Here is a 26,645-nt window from a genome sequence, read left to right as displayed (position 1 = left end):
TCACTCCTGGACCGCGGTGACTTGCACACCCCCGAGTATCGGGGACTCGTCGCTTACGGTCGCACGGACCAGGAGCCGGAGCGTGGCGTCGTTCCACGCGCGGGGCAGCCACAGCCGCCCTGGGTCTCCCCCGGTGAACCGGGGACGCTGGGCGTCCTCGAGCCACACGCGACCCAGCAGCTCGCCGTGCGCGAAGGCCGCCACCCGCACCTGCCGGCCTTCGAACCGCAGCGACAGCCCGCCGGCCGGCACGACGACGTCGAGCCAGGTCTCCTCCCCGGGCTTCAGCGCGAGGGGCAGCCGGACGGCGGTCCCAGGTGCGTGCTGCGTCGAGAGCAGGTCGATCGCGTGGTCCGGCTGCGCCTCGACCTCCCAGCCGCGCACCGGCTCCAGCCGGAACAGCTCGGCCCGCAACGACGCCCCCGGACGGTGCGGCATCGTCACGGCCACGTCACTGCCCTCGCCGGGTGCGAGGTGGACCCACGGGTCCTCCCGCGTCACGACGCCGGGATGCCCGTCCACGGTGACGCGCACCGATCCCTCCACGCCCTGCCACCGCAGGGCGTGATGGTGCCCGACGGCGACCGGCAGGCTGCGCCGGTACGTGACCGGCTCACCGATGCGGGTGCTGCTCCACCCTGCGAGGCCGCGCATCGGCGCGGGCCGGCCCGGCCACCCCGCGCCCGCCCTGCCTGCCGCGCCCGCCTCGCCCGCCTCGCCCGCCTCGACAGACCAGAGCGCCGTGACGTCCTCCCGCGCGACGACGGACCAGACGCGGCCGAGCCCCCGCAGCGACCCCAGGCGCAGCGCGGGCAGGCGCGCGTCGTCGAAGTTCGCGTGTCCCCAGGTCTCGACGGTGGCCTCGAGGCGCTGGGCACCGCCCGTCGGCACCACGACCGACGCGCCGAAGGGCACCAGCGTCGGCCGGACCTCGTCGTCGAGGGTCAGGTCTACGATGTCCGCCGCACCCTCCAGCACCAGCTCGTGCACTCCGGCCAGGTCGGCGCGGTAGTGGGTGCGGCCGCGGTGGACGCCCACCGCCTCCGACGCGGGCGCGAGCTCGTGCGGCGTGGTCCGGGGGGTGCGCGTCGACAGGTCGAGGCGGACCGCGTCGTCGACGACGACGGTGATGGCGCCGTCGTCGAACCGCGCGGGCGTGCCCCGCGGGGCCTCGCCGACGTCGTCGGGATGCAGAACGACGACGTCCCACGCGACGTCGCCCGAGACGACGTTCGCCTTCACCGGGGAGCCGGCGGCGGGCTCGACGAGCTCGACCAGGACGGGGTCGCCGTCGGGCGACTGGAGCACGACGACGCTCGCGGCCCTGGCGGAGAGCACGAGACCGTCCGGGCCCGCCCCGACCAGATCCGCCGTCGCGAGGCGGAGGGTGCCGACCAGCCCGAACCGGTCGAGCGGCAGGTCGCGCAGCACCAGCAGGCACGACGCCGCGGGCAGCGGCACGGTGACCTCCGGGACGCCGTCGGCCTGCGGGAGCGTGACGGCGCCGGGCTTGCCCGTGAGGTTCGGGACGCCGAGGAGGCTGCCACCGCCGTCGAGCAGGAGGCGCGAGGGCGAGCTGGTCGTGGCGGCCGTGGTGCGGAAGGCGCCGTCGGCGGCCTCGGTGACGGCGCGGGCAAGGGCCGCACCCAGCGTGCGCAGGACGGCGGACAGCACGCGGGCCTCCGCGTGCTCGGGGCGCACGGCCCCGACAGGATCGATGTAGCCACCGAAGTCGTAGTCGTGCGCCATGAAGCCGCCCGGGTTGCCCCAGTTGCCGACAGACGGCGTCCAGCCGAGGTCGAAACCCGACGCCTGCAGGTAGGGCGCGATCACCTTCGCGCCGCTCACGAGCAGGCGGCGCAGCGTCGCGTGCTGCCGGTTGGTCTCGGTGACGAGCAGTGGCTGCCCCGACTCGGCGAGCAGGTCCGCGTACCGGCGGACCTCGGGTTCGATGTCCGGCGACCTGTCGTCGGGGTAGAAGTTCGCGGCCGGGAAGACGCCGGCGACTCCGCCCGTCGCCCCGGTCAGGTCGCCCTGGCCCGCGCACGCGACGAGCGGGACGGTGATGCCGTGCTGGATCGCCAGGTCGCGCAGGTGCCCGACGTAGGCGGCGCGGTCGGCGGTGTCGAAGAAGTCGAGCTCGTTCTCGAGCTGGACGGCGACGACGGCCCCGCCCCGCCCGTGCTCGCGCTGCGCCAGGAGCGGCAGCGCGCGCTCGAACCACTGCTCGACGCCCGTGAGGTAGCGGGGCTCGGCCTGCCGCAGTTGCAGCCCCTCCTCCAGGCCGAGCCATGCGGGCAGGCCGCCGCCGTCCCACTCGGAGCAGATGTACGGCCCCGGGCGGGCGATCACGCCGAGCCCGGCCTCGTGCGCGAGGTCCAGGAAGGCGCCGACGTCGCGGCGGCCCGAGAAGTCCCAGCGGCCCGGGGCGACCTCGTGGAAGTTCCACGGGAGATAGACATCCACGAGGTCGTAGCCGGAAGCGCGGACCGCCGCCAGGCGCGCGGCCCAGACCTCGCGCGGGAGGCGGAAGTAGAACAGGGACGCGCACAGCCGCAGCTGCTCCTGGCCGTCGATCACAAGGCCGGAGGTGCTCAACCCGACGGTCACTGCGCCCCCACCGCCGGAGCAGGTGTCGCGTACCGGTCGAAGACGTTCGTGAACACGACGCCGTTCACGAAGGCGACCCCGGCGAAGCCGACGGCGAACCAGAGCAGGCCGTACACCGTGACCGCCGGGTAGAAGACGGTGATGACGATGGGCAGCGCCGTCAGGGTGAGCACGGTGAGCGAGGCCAGGAGGTGCCGCAGCGACATGAGGCGGGAGTTGTTCAGCACCTCCCACACGCTGTTCTCGAACGTCGCCAGGTAGGGGAACGCGAACAGCGCCGCGATGACGAACCGGAAACCCACCAGGAAGAGGACGCCATAGAGCACGAGCTGCACGAGCGCCGGAAGTCCGAGGTGTTCGACGACGACGTACCACGCGGTCAGGACCAGCGCCAGGCCCGCGAGCGTCAAGCTGAGGAGGGTGCCTTGGCGGAGATTGCTGCGGAACGCCTGGAGATAGTCCCGCGCCACCTCCGTGGGCTCGTTCCTCGCGAGCTTCATCGCGGTGTGGTGGAGCGCGGTGAGCGACCCTCCGAGCGTGACGACCGGGATGGATGTCGCGACGAACAGGAGGTTGAGGATCATCACGTCCGCGACCTTCGTCAGGAACCGCAGGAGTGGTGAGTCGGCGGCGAAGAGCTCGCTCATTCGTCTGGCCTCTCGGACGGGCTGTGCGAGCCCGCGCACCTGATCGCACGGGCTCGCACAGCACTCGGTGTGACAGCGGACTACTGCGGGTGCTCCTTCGACCAGCTCGCGAGGTCGGCCTGGATGGAGGCGCGCGCGTCGTCGTAGCCGGCGTCCTTCAGCTTCTGGCGCATCTCCGCGATGGCGGCAGCCGGGTCGTCGAACTTGCCGTACTGGAGCTGCGGGATGTACTCGGAGAGCACGCCACCCATCGCCGCGAGGGTCGGGTCGATCGCGTCCTTGTTCACCACGAGCGTCGAGTACGGGTAGTCCTTGGCGACGCCGTCGAGCTCCTTGTAGAGGTCCCACTTGTTCGGCGCGTCCGTAACCTTGTCCGGCTCGAACTCGTCCATGCGGCCGGCCCAGAAGTTCGAGCCGAGCGCGTCGGTCGAGGAGTCGTAGCCTGCGGGGTAGCCGAGCTTACCGTCGTCAGTCAGAACGTAGTCGGTGCCCTCGATGCCGAAGTTGAGCAGCATGTAGGCCTCCTTGTCGTTCCGGAGGATGTCGTAGACCTGGAGGGCCTTCTCCGGGTTCTTCGACGTCGCGTTCACGGCCATCGCACCGTGCGTCAGGATGTCCTTGAAGACGTTGCCGTTCTCCTGGCCGAAGTAGAAGAACTTCGGGTCCGAGCCGGGCTGCTTCTCGTTCATGTTGTGGACGACCTGGGTGACGAAGGTCTGCGTGTGGTGCTGGTCCGCGCCCGACAGGCCCGCGTAGAACTCCTCACGGGTCTGGCCGTCGTAGTTCAGCGCGTCCTCGCGCCAGACGCCGATGTCGTTCCACTTCTTCGCGAGCTGCGCCGCCTGCAGCAGCTCGTCGCCCTCCATGTACCACGACGTCACCGTATTCGGGTCGGACTCCGTGGTCTGGAAGGGGTAGTAGTTGCCCGCGCTGATCTGCTGGATCGTCTGGTTGTCCGTGTGCCCCTGGAGGTACCCCGTGAGCGCGGCCTCGTTCGCGCCCGCGACGTCCCACGGGTAGGCGTCCGGCACGTTCTTCTTCACCCACTGGAAGTAGGTGGTGAACTGCTCGAAGCTGGTGATCGTGCCGTTCGGGATACCCGCCTTGGTGGCCCAGTCGCCGCGGTAGAACATGCCGTGGTTCGTGTACTGCGTGTAGTTGTCCTCCGGGATGAAGTAGATCTTCCCGTCGAGCTTGGTCAGGTCCCAGTGCCCGTCGGCGTTGACCTGCTCCCAGGTCTTGGGCGCGTTCGCCTTCAGCATCTCCTCATCGAGGGGGAGGAACGCGCCCTTGCCCGCGTTCTCCCAGGCGAAGAGCCAGTCGGTGGCCGTCGTGATCAGGTCGACGTTGTCGTCACCCGAGAGGAGCTGCACGTTGTACTGGGTCTGCCAGTCTGCCCACTCGACGTAGAACAGGTCGAGGGTGGCGTTCGCCTCCTTCGTCAGCTTCTTGTTCAGCTTCGCGAGCATCGCCTCCAGATGGCCGTTCGTGGGCTTGTCGCCCAGGACGAGCATCGTGATCTGGGTCGGCTTTCCGGACGCTTCGCTCTCCGGGCTGCAGCCCGCGAGGGCCACGGTGCTCATGGCCAGAGCAAGGGTCACAACCCCCGCGCTGGCACGAGACATTCTCCTCATTGAGACTCCCTGACTTGGTGAGATGGTGCCGGTGCGTGTGCCTGGGCGATGACGGGCGAGATCTCAGCCCTTCACGGCCCCGACGGTGATGCCGCTGACGAAGTACTTCTGGACGAAGGGGTACAGCATCACGATCGGTCCGGTGGCGACGACGGCGCTCGCCATCTTGAGCGTGTTGGACGGCAGCTCGGTGATGCTCACGTTCGATCCGGCGACGGAGGTTCGCAGCGCGTTGGCCGTGTTGATGATGTTGTACAGGTGGTATTGCAGCGGTTTGAACTCCACGGTGCTGCCCAGGTAGAGCGACGAGAGATACCACTCGTTCCAGTACCCCAGCGCGAGGAACAGACCGACGGTCGCGAGAGCCGGCTTCATCATGGGCAGGACGAGCTGGAGGAAGATGCGGAAGTCTCCCGCTCCGTCCACCTTTCCGGACTCGACGACCTCGTACGGTACGGACCGCACGAAGTTCTTCATGAGGATGATGAGCCAGGGCGTGATCAGGAGCTGGAGGAACACCGCCAGGTACGACCCGCGCAGGCCGAGATAACGCGCCACCCAGATGTACGTGGGCGCGAGGCCCGCAGAGAACAGCGTCGTGAAGTAGATGAAGAACGAGATCCCGTTCCGCATCGGGAAGTCCTTGCGCTGGAGTGCGTAGCCCGTCATCGCGATGATGAAGAGGCCGATCGCGGTGCCCAGTGACGTCATCACGATCGTCACGACGTAGGAGCCGATGATCTGCCGCGGCGCCCGGAAGATGTACTCGTAGGCGGTGAACGTGAAGCCCTTGGGCAGCAGGCCGAAGCCCGTCTTCATGATCTCGGACTCGCTGGAGAGCGACGCCGAGATGATGAGCACGAACGGCAGCGCGCAGAAGAGCGCGAACAGCGTGACCGCGACGTACGAGACACCGCGCAGCGTCCGGTCGCTGGAGTCGAGCTTGACCTTGTGCGCCCGGTCGCGCGCGACGATCGAGGCCGGCCGCGCGTCCTTGGTCCTAGAAAAGCGCATAGTCCTCGTTGACCCTTCGCACGATCCAGTTGCACAGCATGACGAGGGCGAACCCGAAGAGGGACTGGTACAGGCCGACCGCGGTCGAGGACGTGAAGTTGTTCTGCGAGATGATCATCCGGTAGACGGAGGTCTCGATGATGTCCGTGGTCCGATACAGCGCCGCGTTGTTCCCGACCAGGTTCCAGAAGAGCCCGAAGTTGCCCCTCATGATCCCGCCCAGCGAGAAGAGGAGCAGGATGACGAACGTGGGTCGCAGGCTCGGGAGGATGACGTAGCGAATGCGCTGCCAGGCGGATGCCCCGTCGATCGCTGCCGCTTCGAACAATGAGCTGTCGATGGCCATGATCGCTGCGAAGTAGACGATGGACCCGTACCCGGCGCTCTGCCACAGGTGGCAGAGAATGATGATGAACGGCCAGGCGCCGGCCATGCTGTAGATCTTGACCGGGTCGCCGCCGGCTTGCTGGATGAGCGTGTTGAGCGCCCCCGTGTCGTAGTTCAGCAGGTTGAAGGCGATGACCCCGACCAGCACCACGGAGATGAAGTACGGCAGGAACATCGCCGCCTGGCTGATCTTCTTGAAGTACTTCGACCGGATCTCGTTGAGCATGATGGCCAGCGCGATCTGCAGGGTGTTCCCCAGCACGATGAAGGCCAGGTTGTACAGGATCGTGTTCCTGGTGAGCAGCCAGAGCTGGCCCGACTTGATGAGGAACTCGAAGTTGCGGAGTCCCACGAACGGGCTGCCGAAGATCCCGTCCCGGTAGTTGAAGTTGGTGAACGCGATCCACGCGCCCGGCATCGGGGCGTAGCTGAAGACGAGAAAGAAGACGATGGCCGGGATGCACATCAGGATCAGGACCCTGCTGTTGCGGATCCGTCCTTGCAGCGGCTTCCGCTTCCCTACCGGCGTGAGAACGCGATGCTCGGCTTCCACCTGCAGTTGCACCAGTGCGCCCGCCTCTCTGCGGTTCGAGCGTCGGCCTCGCTGCCGGTGCGCTTCTGGTTCGGTCGCGCCTAAATCTAACCATCGGAAAAACTCGCGCAAGAGTGTGCAGGTTACGAAATGGTCACGATGTCCGGTTCGTGACTCCTTCGCCGAGCCAGCGACCTCACGAGGACGTCGCGAGCGGTGCTCGAGCTGCTCATGGACGACTCCGACGAGCACGTGCGCACGCGCACGCCGCCCCGTGGCTCACGGCGCGACGTCGATGAGACGATGACGGCCGACCTTGCCTCGCATCGAGCAAGGTTCTGCTTCACGGGCTAGGAGCACTGATCCCGGGTGCCATTCATCGTCGAGGTCTTCCCAGTTGCGCCGGAGAGGTGGATCGCAGTCATCGATTCGTTCTCGACCGAGGTAGCCAGCGCCGCTGCCGTCGAGGAGGACGTGCGCGAGTCCATTCGCGCAGTGCTGAAGATCCCAGACCCTCAGTTCACGCTGGTGGACGACCTCGGCCAGTCATGGACGCCACGGGCCGCCCCCGCGCAGCTCGATCGACTTGGCTTCACTCGCCAGCCCTTCTGGCACGCGACGGCGGCTGCGGGCCGGCGCAGGCTCTTCGATCGCTCGACTCCACGCTTCGGGGACTGCCCGGCGTGTGGTCATGACGGGCGCGAGCACATCCTCGCCGAGGGCGAATGCAGTGAGTGCGTGTTCGAGATCGAACATGAAGACCCGTCTGCTCCGACCGAAGCCTGCCGGCTCATGCCGACTGCAACGACCCGCGACGAGTGATCACTGCATCGCCGGCCAAGGGCTACCGCGGCGCGAGGCGGAAGATGCGGAGCTTTCGACCCGAGGCGGTCTCGTACTTCCGGTAGCCGGGGTACTGCCGCTCCAGGGTGGCCCAGACGGCTTCGCGTTCGTCGTCTGGCACGAGCGCGGCGGTCACACGTATGCGCCTGCCGCGGTAGGCGATCTCGGCGTCGGGGTCGGCGAGCAGGTTCCAGCTCCAGGCGGGATGGACCTTCCGCGCGTAGTTCGACCCGGCGACCAGCCACGTCCCGCCGTCGGGCACGCACATGAGCTCGGCCTGCCGCGGCAGGCCGGTCTTGGCACCGACGGTGTGCAGCACGAGCGAGGGCAGGAGCAGCCCGCTCGCCGTGACCCGTTCCCTGGTCAGCCGGGCCATGGCCCGCTCGAACGGCGGCATGACCCGTGGGCCGACGCGCCGGAACCACGAGGTCCGCGCGGCCCAGGCGACGCCCGCGCGAAGGGTGCGGAGCGGCGACTTCACACCGACATCCTGCTCGGCTGTTGCCGTTGTCACCTCTTCACCGAGCGCTATATCGTCGGACGTAGTACGGTCGGCGATAGAGCGCGACGAAGAGGAGTGCACATGGTCGACGAGCTGGGCCGCTGGGCCGAGCCGGCGCTGCTGGTGCTGGCCAGCCTCGCCGACGGCGCGAAGCACGGGTACGCGATCACCCTCGACATCACGCAGCATGCCGGCGTGACCCTCGGGCCAGGGACGCTGTACGCGGCGCTGGGACGCCTGGAGGAGCGGGGCTTGATCGAGCCCCTCCCCGCCGACGGGCGCCGCCGGCCCTACCGCCTGACCTCGGCGGGCGCGGCCGAGCTGTCGGCACAGGCGAACCGCATGCAGCGGCTCGCGAACCTGAGCCTGACCCGGCTGAGGCTCGATCTGGCATGACCCGCGACCCGAAGCTCGTCCAAGCACTCCTGGCGTGCTACCCGCAGGGCTGGCGGCGCCGGTACAGCGCCGAGTACGCCCAACTGTTGCGTGACCTGCGCGTTCAGCGCCACCCCCTCCTGATCGTCGACTCGCTGCGGGGCGCGGCACGCGCCCGCATGGACTCCGAGGAGCTGCTGATGTCCACCACACGGTCCCCCATGGCGACCGCCGTCTGGGCGGCGGGCATCTTCGCCGTCGCCGTCATCGGTTTCCAGAAGCTCGCGGAGGACACCGCCGCAGGGGGCCTCTGGGGCTTCCTCGCTGTGGCAGCCGTGGTGGCGCTGCTCGCGCTGGCGGTGGCCGCGGCCCCGGCAGCGCTAGCCCTGCTGCACGGGGAGCAGCCGCGCGTCTGGGGTTACGTGGCCGTCCCCGTCGTCGGAGTCGCGGTGTGGTTCGGCGTGCTGCGTGTCGCGACGGCGATCTCGGACGGCCACGCCGTCCACTCGGGTGCCAACGTCTTCGCCTTCTCGCTCCTCGCACTGGCCGGAGTCGCGGTGATCGCGACGACGGCGTGGGCGGCGACCGCCGTGCTGCGGCGCGTCCCGGCGGACGAGCCCGCGCGGCTGCGCGCGGTGGCCCTGCTGGTGCTGACCGTCGCCATGGCGGCCGCCACCGTCCTCGCGTTCGTCTTCGGCCTGCGGGTGCGGGCGGGCGACCCGAGCGTGTTCGCCGGCGACTTCGGGCTTCTCGCGACGCCGTTCGTGCCGAGCTGGGTCGCCACGGTCGTACTCCTGGCGGTCGCGACGGGGCTCGCCGCGGGCGCCGGCCTACGACAGCTCACGCTCAGCCGAGGCTGACGCGGCCCCGGCTACGGCGTGAGCGCCTGCGGCCGGGTCGAGACGGGGGCCAGCGCCCGCAGGAGGAGAACGACGGTCACGGACCCCGCAGCGAGGATCGCGGCGAGGACGACGATCTGGAACCGCCCGGCGTCGATCGGCGAGGCACCGCCGAAGATGGCGCCGACGAACGCGCCGGGCAGCGTGACCAGGCCGGTCGTGCGCGTCTGGTCGATGGAGGGGACGAGCGCCTCGGCGGCGGCCTCGCGGGCGATCGCCGCGGTCGCCTGCCGCCGCGTCGCGCCCAGGGCGAGCCAGCCCTCGACCTCGGGCCATCGCGCCTGGAGCGTGGCGATCAGCCGGCGGCCGGCGAGCGTCGCCGTCGTCATCGACCCGCCGATCACGATGCCGCCCAGCGCGAGGGCATACCGCGCGGACGGTTCCACGGCCCCGGTGGCGAACACGGTCCCGAGCGCGACGACGACGCCCGCCGCCATCGCGGCGGCCACCAGGAACAGCCGCGACCAGCTGAACCCAAGCCGACGCGCGACCGTCGTCACGGCGACCGTGAACATCACGCCGACGGCGAGGGCCACCCAGCGCGGCTCCCCGATGACGCCGCGCAGCACCAGGCTGATCGCCCCGAGCTGGACCGCGCCCCGCAGCACGGCCCACGCCGGCGCCCAGCGCCGCGGCACGTGGGCCACCCACAGGACGGCGGTGGCGACGGCCACCAGCAGGGCCACTCCCACGGCCGCGCGCATCAGCGTCTCGGACATGAGCCATATCGTGGCCGGTCCAGTGCTCACAGCGCACCACCGGACCGGTCGTGCGGCGGATCAGGTCGCGCTGATGACGCCCGCCCCGAGCAGCACTGCGACCACGGCCGCCAGGCCGATCCGGTACGGGATGAAGATGGTGATAGGCCGCCGCGCAACCAGCCCGAGCAGCCACGCGATCGCGGCGTACGCGACGACGAAGCTCACCGCAGTGGCCACGAGGGTCGCAGCCCACCCCACCGTGGCGCTGAGGTCTCCCGCGCTCGTCGCGGCCTCATAGCCACCGGCCGCCACCAGCGCCGGGATCGACAGCAAGAACGAGAACCGGGCGGCCGCGACGCGGTCCAGGCCGCGGAACAGGCCGGCGCTGATCGTGGCACCGGAGCGCGAGACTCCCGGCACCAGCGCCAGGCACTGCACCAGGCCGATCACGACGGTGTCGGCGAGGGACAGGTTCCGCTCGCTCTTCCGCAGCGTCGCGGCCCGCTCGGCGGCCCACATCACGGCACTCCAGACGAGCAGCGCCCCGACGACCACCCACAGGTTGCGCAGGGGGCCGGAGACGATGTCACGGGCCAAGAACCCGATGATGCCGATGGGCACGGACCCAGCGAGGACGAACCACGCCAGCCGGTAGTCCTGGTCGCGGGCCTCGCGGTCGCGCAGCCCGCGCGCCCACGCCGTCACCAGCGTGAGGATGTCCCGCCAGAAGTACAGGACGACGGCGACGATCGCGCCGAGCTGGATGATCGCCGTGAACGCGGTCACGCCGGGGTCGTCGACCGGCAGCCCGAGCAGCTTCTCGGTGATCGTCAGGTGGCCGGTCGAGGACACTGGCAGGAACTCGGTCACGCCCTCGATGACGCCGAGCAGGATCGCTGACAGCAGGTTCATGGGCGGCAGCCTTGCGCGCCGACACCAAGAATCCTGGAAGGCGTACCTTCGCGAAATCTTGGGCGCGCGCAGGCATGGTCGACGCGATGGGGTGGGAGGCACTGATGGCGGACGGTGAAGCGGCTCCGCGGCTGCTGCTGGTCGAGGACGATGCGCGTCTCGGGCCGGTCATGACCGACTACCTCTCGGACACCTACCGGGTGACGCTGTGCACCGACGGTATCGACGGGCTCGAGTCCGCGCTCCACGGCGAGTTCGACCTCATGGTCGTCGACCGGCGCCTCCCCGGCGTCGACGGCCTGGAGATCGTCGCGGCGGTGCGCCGCGCGCGCATCGCCACGCCGATCCTCGTGCTGACGGCCCTGGGCACGGTGCCCGACAAGGTCACCGGGCTGGATGCGGGCGCCAACGACTACCTGGTCAAGCCGTTCGAGTTCGACGAGCTGCTCGCGCGCCTCCGTGCCCTGGGCCGCATCTACGGCGAGCAGCAGGACGCGGTCGCGATCGGCACCTGGGAGTACTTCCCGGACAGCCGTTGCCTGTACTCCCCGTACGACGCGCCGGTGGTGCTCACACCGAAGGAGAACGACCTGCTTCGCCTGCTGGCCCGCCAGCCGCACCGCACGTTCTCACGCCGGCAGATCGCCGCCGCCGTCTTCGCCGGCGAGGGCCAGGTGGGCACCGTCGACGCCTACGTGCACTACCTGCGCCGCAAGACCGACCCGGGAATCGTCGTCACGGTCCGTGGCCAGGGCTACCGGCTGGGGTCGTTGTGACACGCCGCTGGAACGGGGTCCCTGAGGCGGACAGCGACGCCGGCGCCGTGCGCCGGGCGGCGCGCTCCGTGAGCCGGCAGATCACCGCAGCGACCTGCCTGCTCGTGCTGGTGATCATCGGCGGGGCCGTCCTCGCCGTGCTCCAGCGGTCACGGCCCGGCGAGGTGATCGAGCCGCTCCAGCCCGGTGAGCACCGCATCTACGTCGACTCACTCGACCTGATCGTGGCGCTCGTGGCCATCGGTGCCGTCGCCGTCGTGCTCGCCGGCGCCGTGAGCTGGCTCATCGCGAGGCGCGCCGTGCGACCGCTCGGGGAGGCGCTGCGCATCCAGCGCACGTTCGTCGCCGACGCGAGCCACGAGCTCCGCACGCCGTTGGCCGCGCTGGACGCTCGCCTGCAGCTGCTCCAGCACCGCACCGCCCCCGACGACCCTTCAGCAGGCGCGATCAGCGAGCTGCGCACCGACTCGCGCACGCTCGTCAACATCGTCAACGACCTGCTCCTGGCGGCCGGGGGCGACCCGCCGGACCCGCACGCCCCGCCCACCGACGCCGTCGCCGCCAGCGCCGCCGCGATCGACACGATGCGGGTGCTGGCCGCACCGCGCCACATCACCATCGAGCTCGAGCACGACCCCACCGTACAGGTGCGCATCCCCGAGAGCAGCCTGCGGCGCTGCGTCACCGCACTGGTCGACAACGCGGTGAACCACTCCGCCGACGGCGCGGACGTGGTGGTCCGGCTGCATGCTCGCGGCCGCGAGGCCGACCTCTCGGTCACGGACCACGCGGGCGGGATCCGCGGGATCGCGCCGGAGCGGATCTTCGACCGGTTTGCTCACGCCGATCCGCCGGCTGCCCCGGGAGCCGTGAGGCGCACCGGGTTCGGGATCGGGCTGGCGCTCGTGCGCGACCTCGCCGTGCGCAACGGCGGGTCCGTGACGGTCGCCGACACCTCCGAGCGTGGCACGACCGTCGTCCTGACCCTGCCGCTCGCCTGAGACGGCACTCCCCTTCACGGATTCCCGTTCGTGCGACGCGCATCTGTCAGGGCGTGAGACCCGGACGACTCGTGCCGTGGGCTGACTATTCACGCACGGTTCATCGCTCGTTGGCCCCCGTCTGGGATCGCGCGGCCAAGGTAGGGCTGCGCCCTCCGGCACCCTGCCGGGGCGCAGACACCACACCTCGTGATCGAGGAGCGAACCTCATGCGAGCAACCGCACGCTCGGTGCTTTCCATGGCCGTCGCCGTCGCGGCAGTCAGCGCCGTCGGCATCACCGCGGCTTCCGCGGCCACCGCGGCACCGGGCCAGGACAAGCCGGGTCACTACCACTTCGCAGTCATCGGCGACGTGCCCTACGGCGCCGCCCAGCTCGCGCTGTTCCCGCAGTGGGTCGACCAGATCAACGGAGCCGACCCGGCAATGACGTTCCACGTCGGCGACATCAAGAACGGGTCCACCCGCTGCGACGACCAGCTGTACCGCACGATCAAGTCGGACTTCGACGCGTTCGTGAACCCGCTGGTGTATGTGCCCGGCGACAACGAGTGGACCGACTGCCACCGCGCGAACAACGGCGGGTACAACCCTCTGGAGCGGCTGGCCTTCGACCGCTCCGTGTTCTTCTCCACCCCGGGCTGGTCGCTGGGCCAGAACCCGGTGCGCCTCGACTCGCAGTCCGATGCCGGGTTCCCCGAGAACGTGGAGCTGCGCCGCGACGGCGTCGACTTCGCCGTCTACGACGTGGTGGGCAGCAACGACGGCCGCCAGGCCTGGGACGGCATCGGCAACACGCAGCCCACGTCCGAGCAGCTCGCGGCCGAGGACGCCCGCATGGCCAACGCGATCGCCGTCGTGCACGACGCGTTCGCGCAGGCGCGTCAGCGGCACGACCGCGCCGTCGTGCTGATGCAGCAGGCGGACATGTTCGACCCGACCTACACGCCGGTCTTCGCGAAGGACATCTCGGCCTTCCAGCCGCTGGTCCAGGCAATCGTCGACGAGTCGAGCACGTTCGACGGCGAGGCGTACCTGATCAACGGTGACAGCCACATCTACAACAGCGATCACCCGCTCGCGGCGGGCTCGCCGTGGCTGACGACCTACGGTGTGACCGGCTCGGCCGAGAACCTCCAGCGGATCACGGTGGACGGGTCCGACAACAACAAGGACTGGCTCTCGGTCACGATCAACCGGCCGGGCGCCGAGCACGTGCTGAGCTGGGAGCGCGTCCCCTACGCAGTCCAGCCGTAGGCGACGGTGAGAGCCGCCGTGGACCGCGTCCACGGCGGCGCTCACCGGACCAGTCGCGCGAGATCCGGTGGATCCGTTCGGCGTCAGGAGCCCGGCGCCAACGGTCCTGGATGCGGTTCACCCTGACGTGATCTGCGCGGCTATGACACGCTCCGCGCATGACCATCGCGCGGCGGCTGCTGCTCCTCACCGCGGCCAGCGCCGTGCTGCTGGTCGCGTCCCCGCGTCCCGACGGCGACACCTGGTGGCGCTGGGTTCTCTGGTACATCGCGATCGTGGCTCTCGAGTCCTCGATCCGCCCGCGCGCCGCTTCCCGCGGCGTGAGCGACGAGCGAGTTCGCGTGCTCGACGAGGGCGCCCTCGACCGGACCGGCGTGCTGGCGCTGTTCGACCCGCGGCCCGCCCCCCTCGTGGCGGCGCTCGCGCGCGCCGAGCGCTGGACGGCGGGGTCCAAACTTCCAGGTTGGACACTGGCGAGCGGCCTCACCCCCAGCGAGGCGCGGCGGGCGCACGCCTACCTCCGGCTCCGCGGCGTCCGCGCGACGAGCGGGCCGGACGAGTCGCTTCGCAACCTGCGCACCGCCGCCGGCGCGGCTGCCAAGATCCTCGCTCTCGGCCTTACCGCCGTGGTCGTTGACGGGAGCCTTTGGGGACTTGACGGGATCCCCCTGGCGGTGGTCGCACTGGTCGCCTGGGTCGGGTGCGTCATGCTGCTTCATCGCGTCGTCGTCGACGGCATGCGGCGAGTGCGCTGGGTACCTCAGGTGTCCGACGACGTGCTCGCAGCCGCAGAGGGCCACCCGGTGGCGGACCTCCCGCTCAGACCGGGGATCGCGCTCGTTCTCGTCGATCCCGGCGACTCGCCGATCCACACGATCAAGGAGGTCCGCGCGCTCACCGGCCTCGGCCTGAGGGAGGCGAAGGACCTCGTGGATCGCACGTCTACCGGGCCCAGCGTCGTCGTCGACGGGCTCGACGACGACGCGGCGTCGGATGCTCTGCGCGCGCTCCTGCGTGCGGGGGCGCGCGCCTCCGTCCATCGGGTCTGAGGTCGCCGCGCCGCGGGGGACCCGTCGGAGCGGTCGCGAGCACGGCGCTGAGCTCAGCTGCCGCTCCCGCCGCCGAGAGCCCTGAGGTACCGGGCGCGATAGACCCTCTGGGCGATCAGGACCAGCGGGAACAGCGGGCGCCACCGCCCCCTGCCGGCGCGCGTGAGGGACCGCAGAGTCAGAGACACGACGCCCGCCTGGTCTCGGTGGACGATGAACGCTTCTTCGCCGACCATCGGATGACCGTCCAGCGTCCCGTACGCGAAACCGGCCCTCTGATCCGTCACGACGGTCGCCACGATCTCGACCGGCTCGCGCACCTGGACCGGGCCGAGGTGCGCGACGAGCCAGTACCGCTCGCCCGGCCGGACTCCGGACGGGTGGCTCGGCTCGACCGTGAACCCGCTCCGGATCTTGACACCCCACGCCAGGACCGCCGTGGACGCTGCTGTCCAGACGTCAGGTCCGGTTCCCAAGCGCACGGTGCGCTCGTAGGCGCGGAAGCCATGCGGCGGCGTCCACCGCTCTGCGCCGGGCGTGGTCCCGCCGACCGGCAGCGCCGTCAGGCTCTTTCTGCTGAGGCGGTGGCTCGACAAGGTCACGAGATGCTCGGCGGCGCCACCGGCGGCTGTGATGGCTGCCCTGACGTCCTCCTCCTCCGCGGGCGTCAGCTCGAACCCCGCGCTGGAACCCGTGTCGTTAGAAGACCAGACGATGTGCCCGCTGGTGCTTAGCCCGGTCCCCCCGATGGTGTACGGACCGAGCGCCAGGGCGATGTCGAAGTCCGTGTCGTCGCGAGGGTCGAGGTCCAGTGTGATGTCGCGCGCCCGGCCGGCTCGTAGCCGCGCCTGCGCGACCTCGACCACGCTGTTGAGCTCCTCCGGCCAGGCGTCGTCGGAGAGGACGTCGACCTGAACACATTCCAGTCGGGTGCGCTGTGACCGAAGTGCCGCTCGGATCGCCGCGTCGACCGCGGGTCTGGGGGGGTCGTCGGCGATCGTGAAAATGACCGGTTCGGAAGGAGGACTGCAGCGCGGCATCTTCACGGCGACATCCTGCCTGGTTCGGCGGCCACTGGCCGCTCGCGGTTAAAGTCGCCAGTATGGCCGGGCGCGCCGAGTCGCCAGGGTCCGCCGCCGCAGAGGGGCGTGAGGGCGGCCCGGGCGCCGTCACGATCACGGACGAGCCGGTGCCGCACGCGCTGCGCGACCGGTCCGACGCGTTGGGGATCGCAGTGTCGCTCCTCGGCGTCGCCCTGACGTTGCTCTTGGCCTCCTTCGCCCGCGGCACCACGACCGGTCTGGCCCAGGACGTTCAGGGGCTGGAAGGCGTGCTGCGGCAGTTCCTGATCGTCCCGGCAGCGATCCTCGAGCGCATCGTCACGCTGGTCGTCCCACTGGCTGTGCTTGCCGAGCTGCTGGCGCGGCGGGCTGCGCGCCAAGCCGCCATGTGCCTCCTCGCGGGAGTGCTCGGCGTCGTGGTGTGCGCGTCGGCGATCGCCCTGCTACACGAGTTCGGGTCTGGGAACCTGGTGCGCGGGCTCTCCGTCGTGCGCGACGGCAAGGCGGAGCTTTCCGTCTCGGTCTCCTTGGCGATGATCTCGGCCCTGCTGACGGTTGCCGGGCCTCGCCGCCAACGGCGCAGCGTTGCGTGGTCGTGGTATGCGGTGTGGGTGACTGTGGGCGTTGCGGTCGTCACCGCCCAGGCGGGGCTGCTCGGCTCGGCACTCGCGCTGCTCCTCGGGAGGGCGTCCGGCTTGACCGTGCGGTACGCGCTCGGCGTTCCCACCGACCGCGCGTACGGCGACGACCTCGTCGGCGCGGTCCGTCGGGCAGGCCTGGAGCCCGTTAGCATCGTGCGCCGACCGGACGACGAGCTCCGTCGCTATGCGCTCGTCGCCGACGACGGGCGACACTTCGAGCTGACGGTCCTCGACGGTGACCGGCAGGCGGTCGCCCTGGTGTCTCGCATGTGGGAGGCGGTCCGGTTCCGTCAGCTCGGGACGCCGCCACTCTCGGCCCGGGAGACGGCCGAGCACCTCGCCGCGGTCACGTCCCTCGTCCGCGAGTCGGGGGTGGGTGCGCCGGCGGTGCACGGCGTGGCCGTGGCTCGGGACTCGACGGTGATCGTTCATGACGGGCCCGCCGGCGCGGTCCCGCTCCACGAGCTCGCAGCTCCCGAGCTCACGGACGATCTGGGGACCCGCATCTGGCAGGAGCTCCAGCGTGCCCACCGGCGCGGTGTCGCACACCGCCGGCTCAGCTCCCGGACGGTGCTGGTCGATGCAGGCGCACGGCCGCGGGTGTGGTTCAGCGGGTGGGAGTCGGGTTCGATCGCCGCGTCGGACCTCCTTCGACGGGTCGACCTCGCCCAGATGCTGGCGCTGCTCGCCGCCCACGCGGGCGTCGACCGCGCGCTCGAGTCGGCGCGATCGGTTCTCGCCCCGGAGGAGCTCCGAGCGCTCGGCCCGCTCCTTCAGCCCGTGGCCCTCCCCCGGGCGACACGCGAGGAGCTGCGCGGCCGGCGCGAGCTGTTGGGCGAGCTGCGGAACGCCGTCGTCGGCCCGGGGCCGGCTGCCGACACGGAGCCGGCGCACTTCGTCAGGCTGGGTGGTCGCCAGGCGTTCACCGCGATCGTCGCGGCGGTCGCCGTCCTGGCGGTCCTGACGACTGTCAACCTCCGGGACATCGGCGCGGCCCTCACCGCTGCTGACTGGCGGTGGGGCGCCGCCGCCTTCCTGCTCGGCCTGGTCACCTACGTCGGCGTGGCGACGACGTATGTCGCGCTCGCGCCCGAGCGGCTGCCCTTCTGGCGGACCGTCCAGGTTCAGGTCGCCGCCTCGTTCGTGGCGATCTCGGCGCCCGCGGGCCTCGGCCCCGCGGGACTCAACGTCCGGATGTTCATCCGCCGGGGGGTCGCCGCCGCGCGCGCCCTGGCCACGGTCGCTCTGGTGCAGGTGTCACAGTTCGTCGTCACCGTGCTGCTCATCGTGGTCCTCTCGGTGCTCTCGGGCGCCTCCAGCGCCCCGATCCCCACGACGAGCCCGGCCTTGTTGCTGACCCTGGCCGCGGTGGTGGCGGCGGTGGGAGCCGCACTGCTGGTCCGCCCTCTGCGTGACTGGCTGCGCAAGAGGCTCGTGCCGGTCTTCCGCCAGGCCTGGCCCCTCTTCGTGACCCTCGGCAGTCATCCGCGCCAGCTCGCGCTCGCCATCCTGGGCATCGTGGTGACGAACCTTGCGTGGATCATGGCGCTCTATTGCAGCCTGGCCGCCTTCGGCGAGCATCGCAGCCTGATCCAGGTGACGATCGTCTACTTCGCAGGGAACGCGGCGGGGTCGGTCGTCCCGACACCCGGGGGCATCGGGTCCGTCGACGTGGCGATCGTCGCCGCGATGGCAACCCTCGGGCTCCGGCCAGGTGTCGCCGTCTCCGCCACGGTCCTCTTCCGGCTCGCGACATTCTGGGTGCAGCTCCCGATCGGCGCGGCAGCGCTGCGCCGGTTGATGCGGCGGGGAGCGCTCTAGCCGCGGACGCATCCCGGCAAGGCTCGCGCCCGCGGCGGCCCGTGGTGCTCGAGCGCTCAACCGGCGGGGTCGTGCAGCACCCCACCGGGAAGGGTGAGCACCCGCACATACCCCCCGACGCGCTCGAGCTGCCTCCCCGCGAGGATCTTCTGGACGGTGCCCCCGGAGAACCCGTCGCCAAGGCCCCGGACAAGGACGGCCGAGCTGCCCGAGGCCAGATAGTCGACGGCCTCCTCCTGGTACAGACGGTTCGAGCGTCGCGAGACTGGACCCGTCGCAGAGCGGCCGCGCCGGTCGTAAGAGATCCCCGAGAGATCCACCAGAACCGTGCAGCCGCTCTTGAGCTCCCGGCTGAGCAGGTCGAGCAGCACCAAGGCTCCGGGCGAGTCGCTGCGGACGCACCCCGCCGTCGGCAGCAACGCGCGCACGGTCTGCGCCGGGAACGGTACCGCCGAGGGCGACAGCGCCGACACGGTCGCGCAGGCGAGGCCCGCGCAGGCGGCGACCGCGATCGACGCTCGCGACAAGCGCGGCGCCGAGGCGACGGCCGACGCCACCACGAGCACCAGCGACGGTGCCGCCAACGCCGCGTAGTGGGTGAAGTACGACGGCGACAGCACCAGGACGGCGACCTGCACGCCGAGCAGCACGACCCAGAGCCGGCCACGACGCGCACGCCAAGTGATGATCGAACAGCCGATCAGCGCAACGGACACGACCCCCGCGAGGGCCACCACCGCCGCACCGGGAAGCGCCGAGGTGCTCGTGCCGGTCAGGCCCGCAAGGCGCGCGGCTGCGCTGACCGGGGCCCGTGGTCGTCCGAGCTGGTCGACGACGACGTCGCGCCAGAACTTCCCGCCGGCGAGCACCGCGAACGGCCCCATCACGACGAGCGCCGCTGCGAACGCACCCGAGGCGGCGCGGAGCGCGCTTCGTGGCCCCAGCCGCCACGCGTGCCACGCAAGAACGACCCCCACGACGACGACACCCCAGATCTTCGTCATCGGGGCCATGGCCACGGCCGCACCGGAGCCGAACGACCACCACCCGCTCGCACCGGCGCGTTCCGCCCGGCGGGCAAGAAGCACCGCGGCCAGCACGGCGGTGGTGCCGAGAGGCTCGAGCATCGTCAGGTACTCCGCCCCTGTCGCCACCGGCAGCAGCGCGTAGAGGAGACCGGCGGTGAGCGCCGACCGGCGGCCTCCCGCTCCAGCGACTCGCACGACGAGGGCCGTGTTCACCGCGCCGAGGACCATCCACGCCACGCGCGCCATGACGAGGGCCTGCGCGTCAGGCGTCCAGTGGGTCAGTTCCGCGAACGGGGCGAGGGCGAGCACGATGCCCGGGGGATGCAGCAAGAGAAAGTCCCGGTAGGGCACCCTGCCGTGGACGAACGCGTCGGCCGCGGCGAAGTAGACGCCGTCGTCGTAGCCGCCGTACGCCCACAGGCCGGGGATGCCGCCCGCGCGGGCAAGGCGCGCGACGAACGCGAGCACGGCGCACGCCACGACGATCGCGCGCTGGCTCTCGTCAGGGCGCGCGACCAGGAACACCCCGGTGCGCGACCGCGGCCTGACGGGCAGCATCACCCTCGTCCCCAGACAGCTCCCCCAGGACTCAGTGCGCCGGGTCTGACGGTCACGTCGTAGCGAGCGTGCTGGGTCGCTGAGCCCTGTTTGCCGAGCACCGGACCGGCGTCGTGCGTGCACCGGTCCGGCGCCAGGATCCAGGTAAGCACGCGGGCTCCAAGAATCGCCGAAGGTGTTGACGTCGCGCGGTGCCGCCGCTAGCTCAACGTCGTGATGAGCCGGGCCCCTCTCGTTTGCGGCTTCCGCCGCCGGGCCGCACCGTTGATCCGGATGGATGGGGGTGAGGAAGGTGAACGAGCCTTTTCGAACCAGGTCTCACGGCCTGTCGGTGCGGGAAGTTGCCGACCGCGACACCTGGGACGCCGCGGTGCTCGCCCTCGGCGGCCACCCGCTGCAGCTGTGGGGCTGGGGCGAGGTCAAGAGCGAAGGCGACTGGACGGCACACCACCTGGAGATCACCGCCGACGGCGGCGGCCCCGTCGGGCTCGCGCAGGTGCTCGTGCGCCATCTCCCCCGTCCGCTCAATGCACTGAGCTACGTGCCGCGCGGGCCCGTCGTGACGGGGGGTGGTCAGGGCCCGAACGGCCTCGGCACCGAGGCCACCCGTGAGGCATCGTGCCGTGCCGTGATCGACTGGTGCGCCGACCACGTCGGCGGCGTTGCCGTCACGTTCGAGCCGGACTGGCCGGAGGACACGCCGCTCGGCGCCCTCCCGGCGCGCCCCGCCCGCAACACGATCCTCTACCCCTCCACCGTGATCCTTGACCTCACGCACGAGCCGGAAGAGCTGCTCCGCGACATGCACCACTCCGCCCGGCACGACATCCGCAAGAGCGAGCGGGACGGGCTCGACATCCGCCTCGTCACCGACGTGGAGGACGTCCGCCACGTCCTTCGCGTCTACCACGAGACCGCTGAGCGCGCCGGCTTCGCGCTGCACGACGACGACTACTACCTCGCCATCCATCGGGAGCTCGGCCCGCACTCGCGTGTCGTCGCCGCCTACGACGAGGCAGGCGAGCCGTGCTGCTTCGCGTGGGCCGCGACGTCGTCGTCCACGGCGTTCCAGCTCTACGCCGGCAGCAACGAGGCCGGGCGGCACCTGCGTGGGATGGCGCCGGTGTACTGGGCGTCGATGATGGATGCCCGCGCGCTCGGGAACGAACGTTATGACCTGAACGGCCTGCTCAACGACGGGATCGGCGAGTTCAAGCGCGGATTCGCCCACCACGAGGACACGCTGATCGGCACGCTGGACGTGCCGCTGTCTCCGCTCTACACGATGTGGGAGCGGGGGTTGCCGGCCGCCAAGCGGATCGTCCGCAGGCTGCGGCCGCACCACGAGCGGGCGGCCTGAGCGAGCAGGTCCGGGTAGAGGGACGGTGCATGCCTGAGTCGCGCCGGGCGAGGCTCGCCGACGTCCATGAGATCGCGCTGTCCATGCCGCACGTCACCGTGGATCGCGGCAAGCTCGGCAACGTCGTCTACCAGGTTGGTCACAAGTCCTTCGTCTTCTTCCGCAACCCGCGGCCCGACGCCGTCGACCCCGAGACGGGCGAGCGGTACGACGACGTCATCGTCCTGTGGGTGGCCTCCGAGGAGGACAAGCAGGCGCTGCTGCAGGACGAGTCGAACCCGTTCTTCACCACGCCGCACTTCGACGGGCACCCGTCGGTGCTGGTCCGCGAGTCACGACTGGCCGAGCTCAGCCGCGACGAGCTTGCCGAGGTGATCCGCGACGCGTGGCTCGCGCAGGCGTCGCGCCGACGCGCGACGGCGTGGCTCGCCGAACACGGGCCCTCATAGGAGTCCCTCGGTCAGCTCCGCCGCAGCCGACGGAGCACTGGGCGGATCGCGTCGTCGAGCTCGCTGACCCGCATCGCCTTGAGCAAGCCCACGTAGACCCCCGCCATCGCCAGGCCGGCGACGGTGGTGACGAGCACGGCGTGCGCCCATCGCGCGTCGGCGGAGGACCCGAGCAGCCGGACGGTCCCCCAGCCGACGGCGGCCGCGACCGTGGCGGCGACCCCGCAGCGCACGTACAGACGCAGCACGCGGTGGCCGTCGATGCCGTGCAGCTTGCGCCGCATGCCGCGGGCGCGGAGCAGGACGGAGATCCAGGTGGACAGCGCGTAGGCGGCACCGGCGGCCACGGCCCATCGCCGCGGCCCCACCACCAGGGTCGCCGCCCAGAGGGCCCCGACCATGCTGAGCGTCGCGACGACCTGGATGACGAAGACGCTGCGACCGTCCTCGAGCGCGAAGTAGATCCGCTTGACCATGACCGTCGCACCCAGGGCGACCAGCCCGAGCGCCATCGCCCGCAGCACCGGCGCCCCCGCGCGGATCTCGGCCGAGCTCGCCGAGGGCAGCAGCGCCTTGGTGAGCGGGGTCGCCAGCACCACCATGGCGGCGGCGGACAGCATCGTGAAGATCCCCGCCGAGCGCAGGCCGACCGACATGTCGGCCCGGACGCCGTCGAGGTCGCCCGCCACCGCCGCCGCGCTCATCCGCGGGAACAGCGCCGTGAAGATCGAGACCACCACCAGCGAGTGCGGCAGCAGGTACACGGTCAGCGCGTTCGTGTAGGCCGCGTTGCCGGCGAACGCCTCCCCGAGGCGGGCGCCCAGCTCGCCGGCGGCGCTCGTCACGTTCTTCAGGTAGGTCACGCCGACCTGCTCGAGCAGGACCGCACCCAGGGTCCAGCCGACGACCCTGCTCGCCGAGCGCAGCCCGATCCCGTGCAGGCCGAGGCTCAGGTGCCACCGGAACCCGCCCCTTCGCAGCGCCACGAGGAGGAGGGCGGCCTGGACGACGATGCCCAGCGTCGCGGTGCCGCCCAGGAGGGCGGTCTTTGCCGGCGTCCAGGCGGAGAGGTCGTTGATCCCGTGGTCCGGTGCCGGCCCCCAGATCCAGATGAACACCCCGAGGCCGAGCGCCGCCACGACGTTGTTCGCCATCGGCGCCCAGCCGACCGCCGCGAACTGACCGCGCGCGTTGAGCGCCTCGCCCAGCACGGCGAAGACGCCGTAGAAGAACACCTGCGGCACGCACCAGTAACCGAGCACGACGGCGAGCGCCTGGCTGTCCGGACTCCATCCGCCGTAGAGGGTGAACAGGCGGATCAGCAACGGCGTGAGCGCGACGAGCACGACAGTGAGCAGCAGCAGCGTCAGGGTGGCAAGGGTGAGGAGCTTGTCGAGGCGATGCTCGGAGTCGTCGTGCTGCAGCGCGCGCATGATCTGCGGCATCAGCACCGCCTGCAGCACTCCCGCGGTCAGCAGGGCGAACAGCATGTTCGGCAGCGTGTTGGCGATGTCGAACGCGTTGGCGGCCGAGCCCACGAGCCCGATGGCCCCGACCAGGAGCATCGTGCGGACGAGGCCGGACGCACGCGAGGCAGCGGTGCCCACCGTCATGACCAGCGAGTCGCGGCCCAGGTGGGACCGGGAGGTGTCCCTCATCGGTGCCATTGTGCCCAGGGTGGCACTGGCGCGCCGGACTGCAAGCGTCTTTCCGCCGGTGCGTCGCAGCACAACCCGGACGGCGGCTCCCCGGATTCGGGGAGTGCGCATGTCACGCTGTCGGCATGGTCCTGCCGACGACGCACCCGGCCAGCCTCGCGGTCGTCGGGATCGGGGGCGACATCGGCATGTACAGCCTGTGCCGCGCGTTCCACGAGCAGTACGGGGTGTCGTCGACGGTGCTGTCCACCGTGGCGACCCGGGCGATGCGGTACTCGGCGTTCGTGAAGAACGTCGTCGTTCCCGACCTCGACGACGCCGAGGTGCTGCTTGCCGCGCTGGAGGAGCAGGCGCGGCAGCCCGCGGGCCGGACTCTGGTACTGCTGACGAACTCCGACTGGCACGTGCAGACCATCGTGCGCCACCGGGAGCGCCTCGAGGCCGCCGGCTATGTGGTCCAGTACCCCGGCCCCGAGGTGCTCGAGACGATCAGCACCAAGCTCGGCTTCGCCGCGGTGTGTGCACGGCTCGGGATTGCGACACCGCGCACGGTGCCCGTCGACGTCGCCGCGCTGGTGGCCGAGGGCGGGTCCGTCGCGACCGGCGACCTGGCGAGGAGGCTCGCGTCGGACGTCGGCCTGCCCCTGGTCGCCAAGCCCTCGGACAGCTCCGAGTGGCATCGCACGGACTTCCCGGGCAAGCAGAAGGTCCACACGCTGCGCAGCCCGGACGAGCTCGCGATGCTGCTCGACCGCCTGATCGCCGCCCGCTACCCCGGCACGCTGCTGGTGCAGGCGTACATCCCTGGCGACGAGACCCAGGTGCGCTCCCTGACCGCCTACCGGGACTCGCACGGCGAGGTGACCCTCCTGTCCAGCGGTCGGGTGCTCCTGGAGGAGCACACCCCGGGCACGCTGGGCATCCCGGCGGCGATCCTCGTGGAGCCGTACGACGACGCCATGGACGCCGCGAGGCGGTTCCTGGACGACGTCGGCTACGTGGGGTTCGCGAACTTCGACTTCAAGCGCGACGAGCGCGGCGGCCGGCACGTGTTCTTCGAGGTCAACCCTCGTATCGGGCGCAACAACCACTACGTCACGGCGGCCGGGGTCAACGTGGCGCAGGTCCTGGTCGAGGACGTGGTGCTGGGTCGACGCCTCGCTCCGCGTCGCGCGACGGCCGAGGTCCTGTTCACGGTGGTGCCGTTCGGGCTGCTGCTGCGCTACGTCGATCCGGACCTGCGCACGCAGTTGCGGCGGATCAAGGCGCGCGGCGGCGTCGCCCACCCGCTGCGCTACCCGCGGGGGGACGGCGGTGTGCGGCGCCGGCTCGTGGTCGAGGCCATCACACAGAACTACCGGCGCAAGTACGCGAGGTACTACCCGAGCCCGACGCCCGACTGAACGACGCCCCGCTCTGCGCGTTCCTTAGAGGAGTCTTCGAGAGGGTACGCAACGCTCGGGGTCGACCGGGGTTGCCGAGGCGGAGGGTGCGATGCTGACGGTCGGCGTGTGCGAGGACCACGAGACGATCCGCGCGGTCGTGGTCCGCGGCCTGGGGCAGGCCGGCCACACCGCCGTCACTGCAAGCCGGTCGCCCACTCCGCGCTCCGGCGCTGCCTCGCAACACCGGGCGCTCGCTGCGCGCAGCTGCTGAGGTACGCGGCAGCGCTGGGTGTGTCCGGGCCAGTGCGTTCAGCCTTCGACGTCGCGAGCGCCAAGTGACCCGTGACCCCATCCGGCCAGCCCTACCGCCCACTAAGCACGCACACGGGTGCTCGACGTGCGTCTGACGAGCTCTTTGCGGAGCGCACTCATAGCTGTGCCCCACGGGATCCGTTCCTGCTCGATCCGCACGTCGCCGGCGTCGTGCAGCGCTTCCAGCGCATCGAGCTCGACATCAGTAAGAGGACCCGCGAACGTGCGCCTCGGCTTCGGGTCGGGCACCGCGAGATCGAGATGGGCTGTCACCGCGGCACGGTTCATGAGGACGGACCGCGTCTGCGGGACCTTGTCCCGCGCGATGCTCAGGATGTTGAAGCCGTCCGTGTCGAGGTCGCCCCAGTACACGACGTCGGCCGCACGCACCCACGGGATCTGGTCGAGGACCCGCACGGCGTAGCCCTGGCCGTGGACAGCGACGACGCCGTCGAGCTCGGGCAGCGAGAGCAAGCTCTCGAGGTTCTCGACCACGACGACGCGCGCCGGAGCGACCGGGAGCTTCGCCAGCTCGTCGACCGCCGCCGAGAGGTCCGTGATGCGGCCAGGAGACAGGGCCTCGTCCAGGAACCGAACCCGCACGAGGGCGGGTCTGGTCGCGAGGCCCAGGTCTTCAGCGCCGGTCGCCGCGGTGAACAGCGCCGAAACCGTGGGCCGGTGCTGCTCGATCCATTTGGTGTCCACGCCGCGGATCGGTAGCTGCCGCACGAACAGACCCGATCGCGGGTTTTCCAACAGCCACCTGAGCACTCCCACCAGGCGTTCGACGTCGTCCGGCGCCAGCTCGACGACGGCGCGCAGGGTGCGCTGGACGGCTGCGGCGACGGCGTCGGACGCCGGAAGCGCCTCGCGAAGCCGCACCGCGCGGGAGCTGGCCGTCCGCCAGTGCCCCAGGCTCCGGACGAACCGCGCCACCTGCTCAGGGCCGCCGAGCTGGAGGCGAGCCGGCACGGTCTGCGTCCCCATGCTCGCCCAGCGGCGAGCATCCCAGACGACGCCAGAGCCGCCGGCACCCGGGTCGAGCGCGCGCCACGACGCGATCCACTCCGCCACCGTGCCAGGGCTACGCAGGGCAGCCGTCTCCGTGGGCGGATGCAGCGGCAGGTCTACGAGCAGCCCGCCGCCGGACGTGCCGGCCGTGGCACACTCGGCGAACCGGCGCTGGTAGACCTTGGCCACCGCGGCACGGGCGGCGTCGGGAGTCACCATCGAG

At 70.9% G+C, this 26,645-nt stretch carries 24 protein-coding genes; 12 read left to right on the top strand and 12 right to left on the bottom strand.

Annotated features, from left to right (window positions below; genetic code table 11):
- The 5 genes from ACO4JP_RS07615 to ACO4JP_RS07595 form a co-directional block, all read right to left on the bottom strand.
- Entirely contained in the window at positions 1 to 2,610 is a 2,610-nt protein-coding gene (locus ACO4JP_RS07615) for a beta-galactosidase (RefSeq protein WP_425956774.1), read from the bottom strand.
- Positions 2,607 to 3,257 (bottom strand): YesL family protein, encoded by a 651-nt coding sequence (locus tag ACO4JP_RS07610; protein WP_425956773.1) that lies wholly within the window; start codon positions 3,255 to 3,257, stop codon positions 2,607 to 2,609. The genes ACO4JP_RS07615 and ACO4JP_RS07610 overlap by 4 nt, the downstream gene beginning before the upstream one ends.
- 80 nt (positions 3,258 to 3,337) lie before the next feature.
- Positions 3,338 to 4,840 carry an ABC transporter substrate-binding protein gene (locus ACO4JP_RS07605; RefSeq protein ID WP_425956772.1) on the bottom strand — a complete coding sequence of 501 codons (1,503 nt, stop codon included), beginning with the start codon at positions 4,838 to 4,840 and terminating at the stop codon, positions 3,338 to 3,340.
- Between the two features lie 114 nt (positions 4,841 to 4,954).
- The gene (locus tag ACO4JP_RS07600; RefSeq protein WP_425956771.1) at positions 4,955 to 5,905 is read right to left on the bottom strand and encodes a carbohydrate ABC transporter permease; all 951 of its coding nucleotides are present in this window, start codon (positions 5,903 to 5,905) and stop codon (positions 4,955 to 4,957) included.
- Positions 5,892 to 6,758 carry an ABC transporter permease gene (locus ACO4JP_RS07595; protein WP_425956770.1) on the bottom strand — a complete coding sequence of 289 codons (867 nt, stop codon included), beginning with the start codon at positions 6,756 to 6,758 and terminating at the stop codon, positions 5,892 to 5,894. Before ACO4JP_RS07595 ends, ACO4JP_RS07600 begins: the two co-directional genes overlap by 14 nt.
- A 282-nt stretch (positions 6,759 to 7,040) precedes the next feature.
- Between ACO4JP_RS07595 and ACO4JP_RS07590 the strand changes: the two genes are divergently transcribed.
- Entirely contained in the window at positions 7,041 to 7,178 is a 138-nt protein-coding gene (locus tag ACO4JP_RS07590) for a hypothetical protein (RefSeq protein WP_425956769.1), read from the top strand.
- A gap of 15 nt (positions 7,179 to 7,193) precedes the next feature.
- Positions 7,194 to 7,646 (top strand): hypothetical protein, encoded by a 453-nt coding sequence (locus ACO4JP_RS07585; protein ID WP_425956768.1) that lies wholly within the window; start codon positions 7,194 to 7,196, stop codon positions 7,644 to 7,646.
- A gap of 22 nt (positions 7,647 to 7,668) precedes the next feature.
- Here the strand turns inward: ACO4JP_RS07585 and ACO4JP_RS07580 are convergent, their stop codons facing one another.
- Positions 7,669 to 8,148 (bottom strand): nitroreductase family deazaflavin-dependent oxidoreductase, encoded by a 480-nt coding sequence (locus ACO4JP_RS07580; RefSeq protein ID WP_425956767.1) that lies wholly within the window; start codon positions 8,146 to 8,148, stop codon positions 7,669 to 7,671.
- A 102-nt stretch (positions 8,149 to 8,250) separates the two neighbouring features.
- Between ACO4JP_RS07580 and ACO4JP_RS07575 the strand changes: the two genes are divergently transcribed.
- On the top strand, positions 8,251 to 8,565 hold the full coding sequence (locus ACO4JP_RS07575) for a PadR family transcriptional regulator (RefSeq protein WP_425956766.1): 315 nt from the start codon (positions 8,251 to 8,253) through the stop codon (positions 8,563 to 8,565).
- Positions 8,562 to 9,404 (top strand): hypothetical protein, encoded by an 843-nt coding sequence (locus ACO4JP_RS07570; RefSeq protein ID WP_425956765.1) that lies wholly within the window; start codon positions 8,562 to 8,564, stop codon positions 9,402 to 9,404. The genes ACO4JP_RS07575 and ACO4JP_RS07570 overlap by 4 nt, the downstream gene beginning before the upstream one ends.
- Before the next feature lie 11 nt (positions 9,405 to 9,415).
- Here ACO4JP_RS07570 and ACO4JP_RS07565 read toward each other — a convergent pair whose 3' ends face one another.
- The gene (locus ACO4JP_RS07565) at positions 9,416 to 10,162 is read right to left on the bottom strand and encodes an ABC transporter permease (RefSeq protein WP_425956764.1); all 747 of its coding nucleotides are present in this window, start codon (positions 10,160 to 10,162) and stop codon (positions 9,416 to 9,418) included.
- Positions 10,163 to 10,222: 60 nt separating this feature from the next.
- Positions 10,223 to 11,056 (bottom strand): undecaprenyl-diphosphate phosphatase, encoded by an 834-nt coding sequence (locus ACO4JP_RS07560; protein ID WP_425956763.1) that lies wholly within the window; start codon positions 11,054 to 11,056, stop codon positions 10,223 to 10,225.
- A gap of 104 nt (positions 11,057 to 11,160) precedes the next feature.
- Here ACO4JP_RS07560 and ACO4JP_RS07555 point away from each other — a divergent pair, with 104 nt between their 5' ends.
- The 4 genes from ACO4JP_RS07555 (at position 11,161) to ACO4JP_RS07540 (ending at position 15,138) form a co-directional block, all read left to right on the top strand.
- Positions 11,161 to 11,832, top strand: coding sequence for a response regulator transcription factor (locus ACO4JP_RS07555; protein ID WP_425956762.1), 672 nt, complete (start codon positions 11,161 to 11,163; stop codon positions 11,830 to 11,832).
- Between the two features lie 68 nt (positions 11,833 to 11,900).
- Positions 11,901 to 12,833, top strand: coding sequence for a sensor histidine kinase (locus ACO4JP_RS07550; protein WP_425956761.1), 933 nt, complete (start codon positions 11,901 to 11,903; stop codon positions 12,831 to 12,833).
- Between the two features lie 209 nt (positions 12,834 to 13,042).
- Positions 13,043 to 14,089 carry a hypothetical protein gene (locus ACO4JP_RS07545; RefSeq protein WP_425956760.1) on the top strand — a complete coding sequence of 349 codons (1,047 nt, stop codon included), beginning with the start codon at positions 13,043 to 13,045 and terminating at the stop codon, positions 14,087 to 14,089.
- A 158-nt stretch (positions 14,090 to 14,247) separates the two neighbouring features.
- A complete protein-coding gene (locus ACO4JP_RS07540; protein ID WP_425956759.1) occupies positions 14,248 to 15,138 on the top strand; it encodes a ribosomal protein L7/L12 in 891 nt (296 codons plus the stop codon).
- Between the two features lie 53 nt (positions 15,139 to 15,191).
- Here the strand turns inward: ACO4JP_RS07540 and ACO4JP_RS07535 are convergent, their stop codons facing one another.
- A complete protein-coding gene (locus ACO4JP_RS07535) occupies positions 15,192 to 16,178 on the bottom strand; it encodes a DUF1990 family protein (protein ID WP_425957068.1) in 987 nt (328 codons plus the stop codon).
- 62 nt (positions 16,179 to 16,240) lie between these two features.
- Here ACO4JP_RS07535 and ACO4JP_RS07530 point away from each other — a divergent pair, with 62 nt between their 5' ends.
- Complete coding sequence (locus ACO4JP_RS07530) at positions 16,241 to 18,661, top strand: flippase-like domain-containing protein (protein WP_425956758.1); 2,421 nt, start codon at positions 16,241 to 16,243, stop codon at positions 18,659 to 18,661.
- Between the two features lie 56 nt (positions 18,662 to 18,717).
- Here ACO4JP_RS07530 and ACO4JP_RS07525 read toward each other — a convergent pair whose 3' ends face one another.
- A complete protein-coding gene (locus ACO4JP_RS07525) occupies positions 18,718 to 20,247 on the bottom strand; it encodes a hypothetical protein (RefSeq protein ID WP_425956757.1) in 1,530 nt (509 codons plus the stop codon).
- 331 nt (positions 20,248 to 20,578) lie between these two features.
- Here ACO4JP_RS07525 and ACO4JP_RS07520 point away from each other — a divergent pair, with 331 nt between their 5' ends.
- A complete protein-coding gene (locus ACO4JP_RS07520; RefSeq protein WP_425956756.1) occupies positions 20,579 to 21,607 on the top strand; it encodes a lipid II:glycine glycyltransferase FemX in 1,029 nt (342 codons plus the stop codon).
- A gap of 29 nt (positions 21,608 to 21,636) precedes the next feature.
- On the top strand, positions 21,637 to 22,056 hold the full coding sequence (locus tag ACO4JP_RS07515) for an MmcQ/YjbR family DNA-binding protein (RefSeq protein ID WP_425956755.1): 420 nt from the start codon (positions 21,637 to 21,639) through the stop codon (positions 22,054 to 22,056).
- A gap of 11 nt (positions 22,057 to 22,067) precedes the next feature.
- On the opposite strand, the gene murJ is transcribed toward ACO4JP_RS07515, so the two are convergent.
- Positions 22,068 to 23,714, bottom strand: coding sequence for a murein biosynthesis integral membrane protein MurJ (gene murJ, locus ACO4JP_RS07510; protein ID WP_425956754.1), 1,647 nt, complete (start codon positions 23,712 to 23,714; stop codon positions 22,068 to 22,070).
- Positions 23,715 to 23,839: 125 nt separating this feature from the next.
- Here murJ and ACO4JP_RS07505 point away from each other — a divergent pair, with 125 nt between their 5' ends.
- The gene (locus tag ACO4JP_RS07505) at positions 23,840 to 25,117 is read left to right on the top strand and encodes a carboxylate--amine ligase (protein ID WP_425956753.1); all 1,278 of its coding nucleotides are present in this window, start codon (positions 23,840 to 23,842) and stop codon (positions 25,115 to 25,117) included.
- Positions 25,118 to 25,471: 354 nt separating this feature from the next.
- On the opposite strand, the gene ACO4JP_RS07500 is transcribed toward ACO4JP_RS07505, so the two are convergent.
- On the bottom strand, positions 25,472 to 26,641 hold the full coding sequence (locus ACO4JP_RS07500) for a Wadjet anti-phage system protein JetD domain-containing protein (RefSeq protein WP_425957067.1): 1,170 nt from the start codon (positions 26,639 to 26,641) through the stop codon (positions 25,472 to 25,474).
- Positions 26,642 to 26,645: the final 4 nt, after the last annotated feature.

It is taken from the genome of Xylanimonas sp. McL0601, assembly GCF_049852175.1.
In the GTDB taxonomy this organism is placed as follows: Bacteria; Actinomycetota; Actinomycetes; order Actinomycetales; family Cellulomonadaceae; genus Xylanimonas.
The sequence above is the reverse complement of the archived record's forward strand: the minus strand, read 5'-3'. Positions and strand labels throughout refer to the sequence as shown.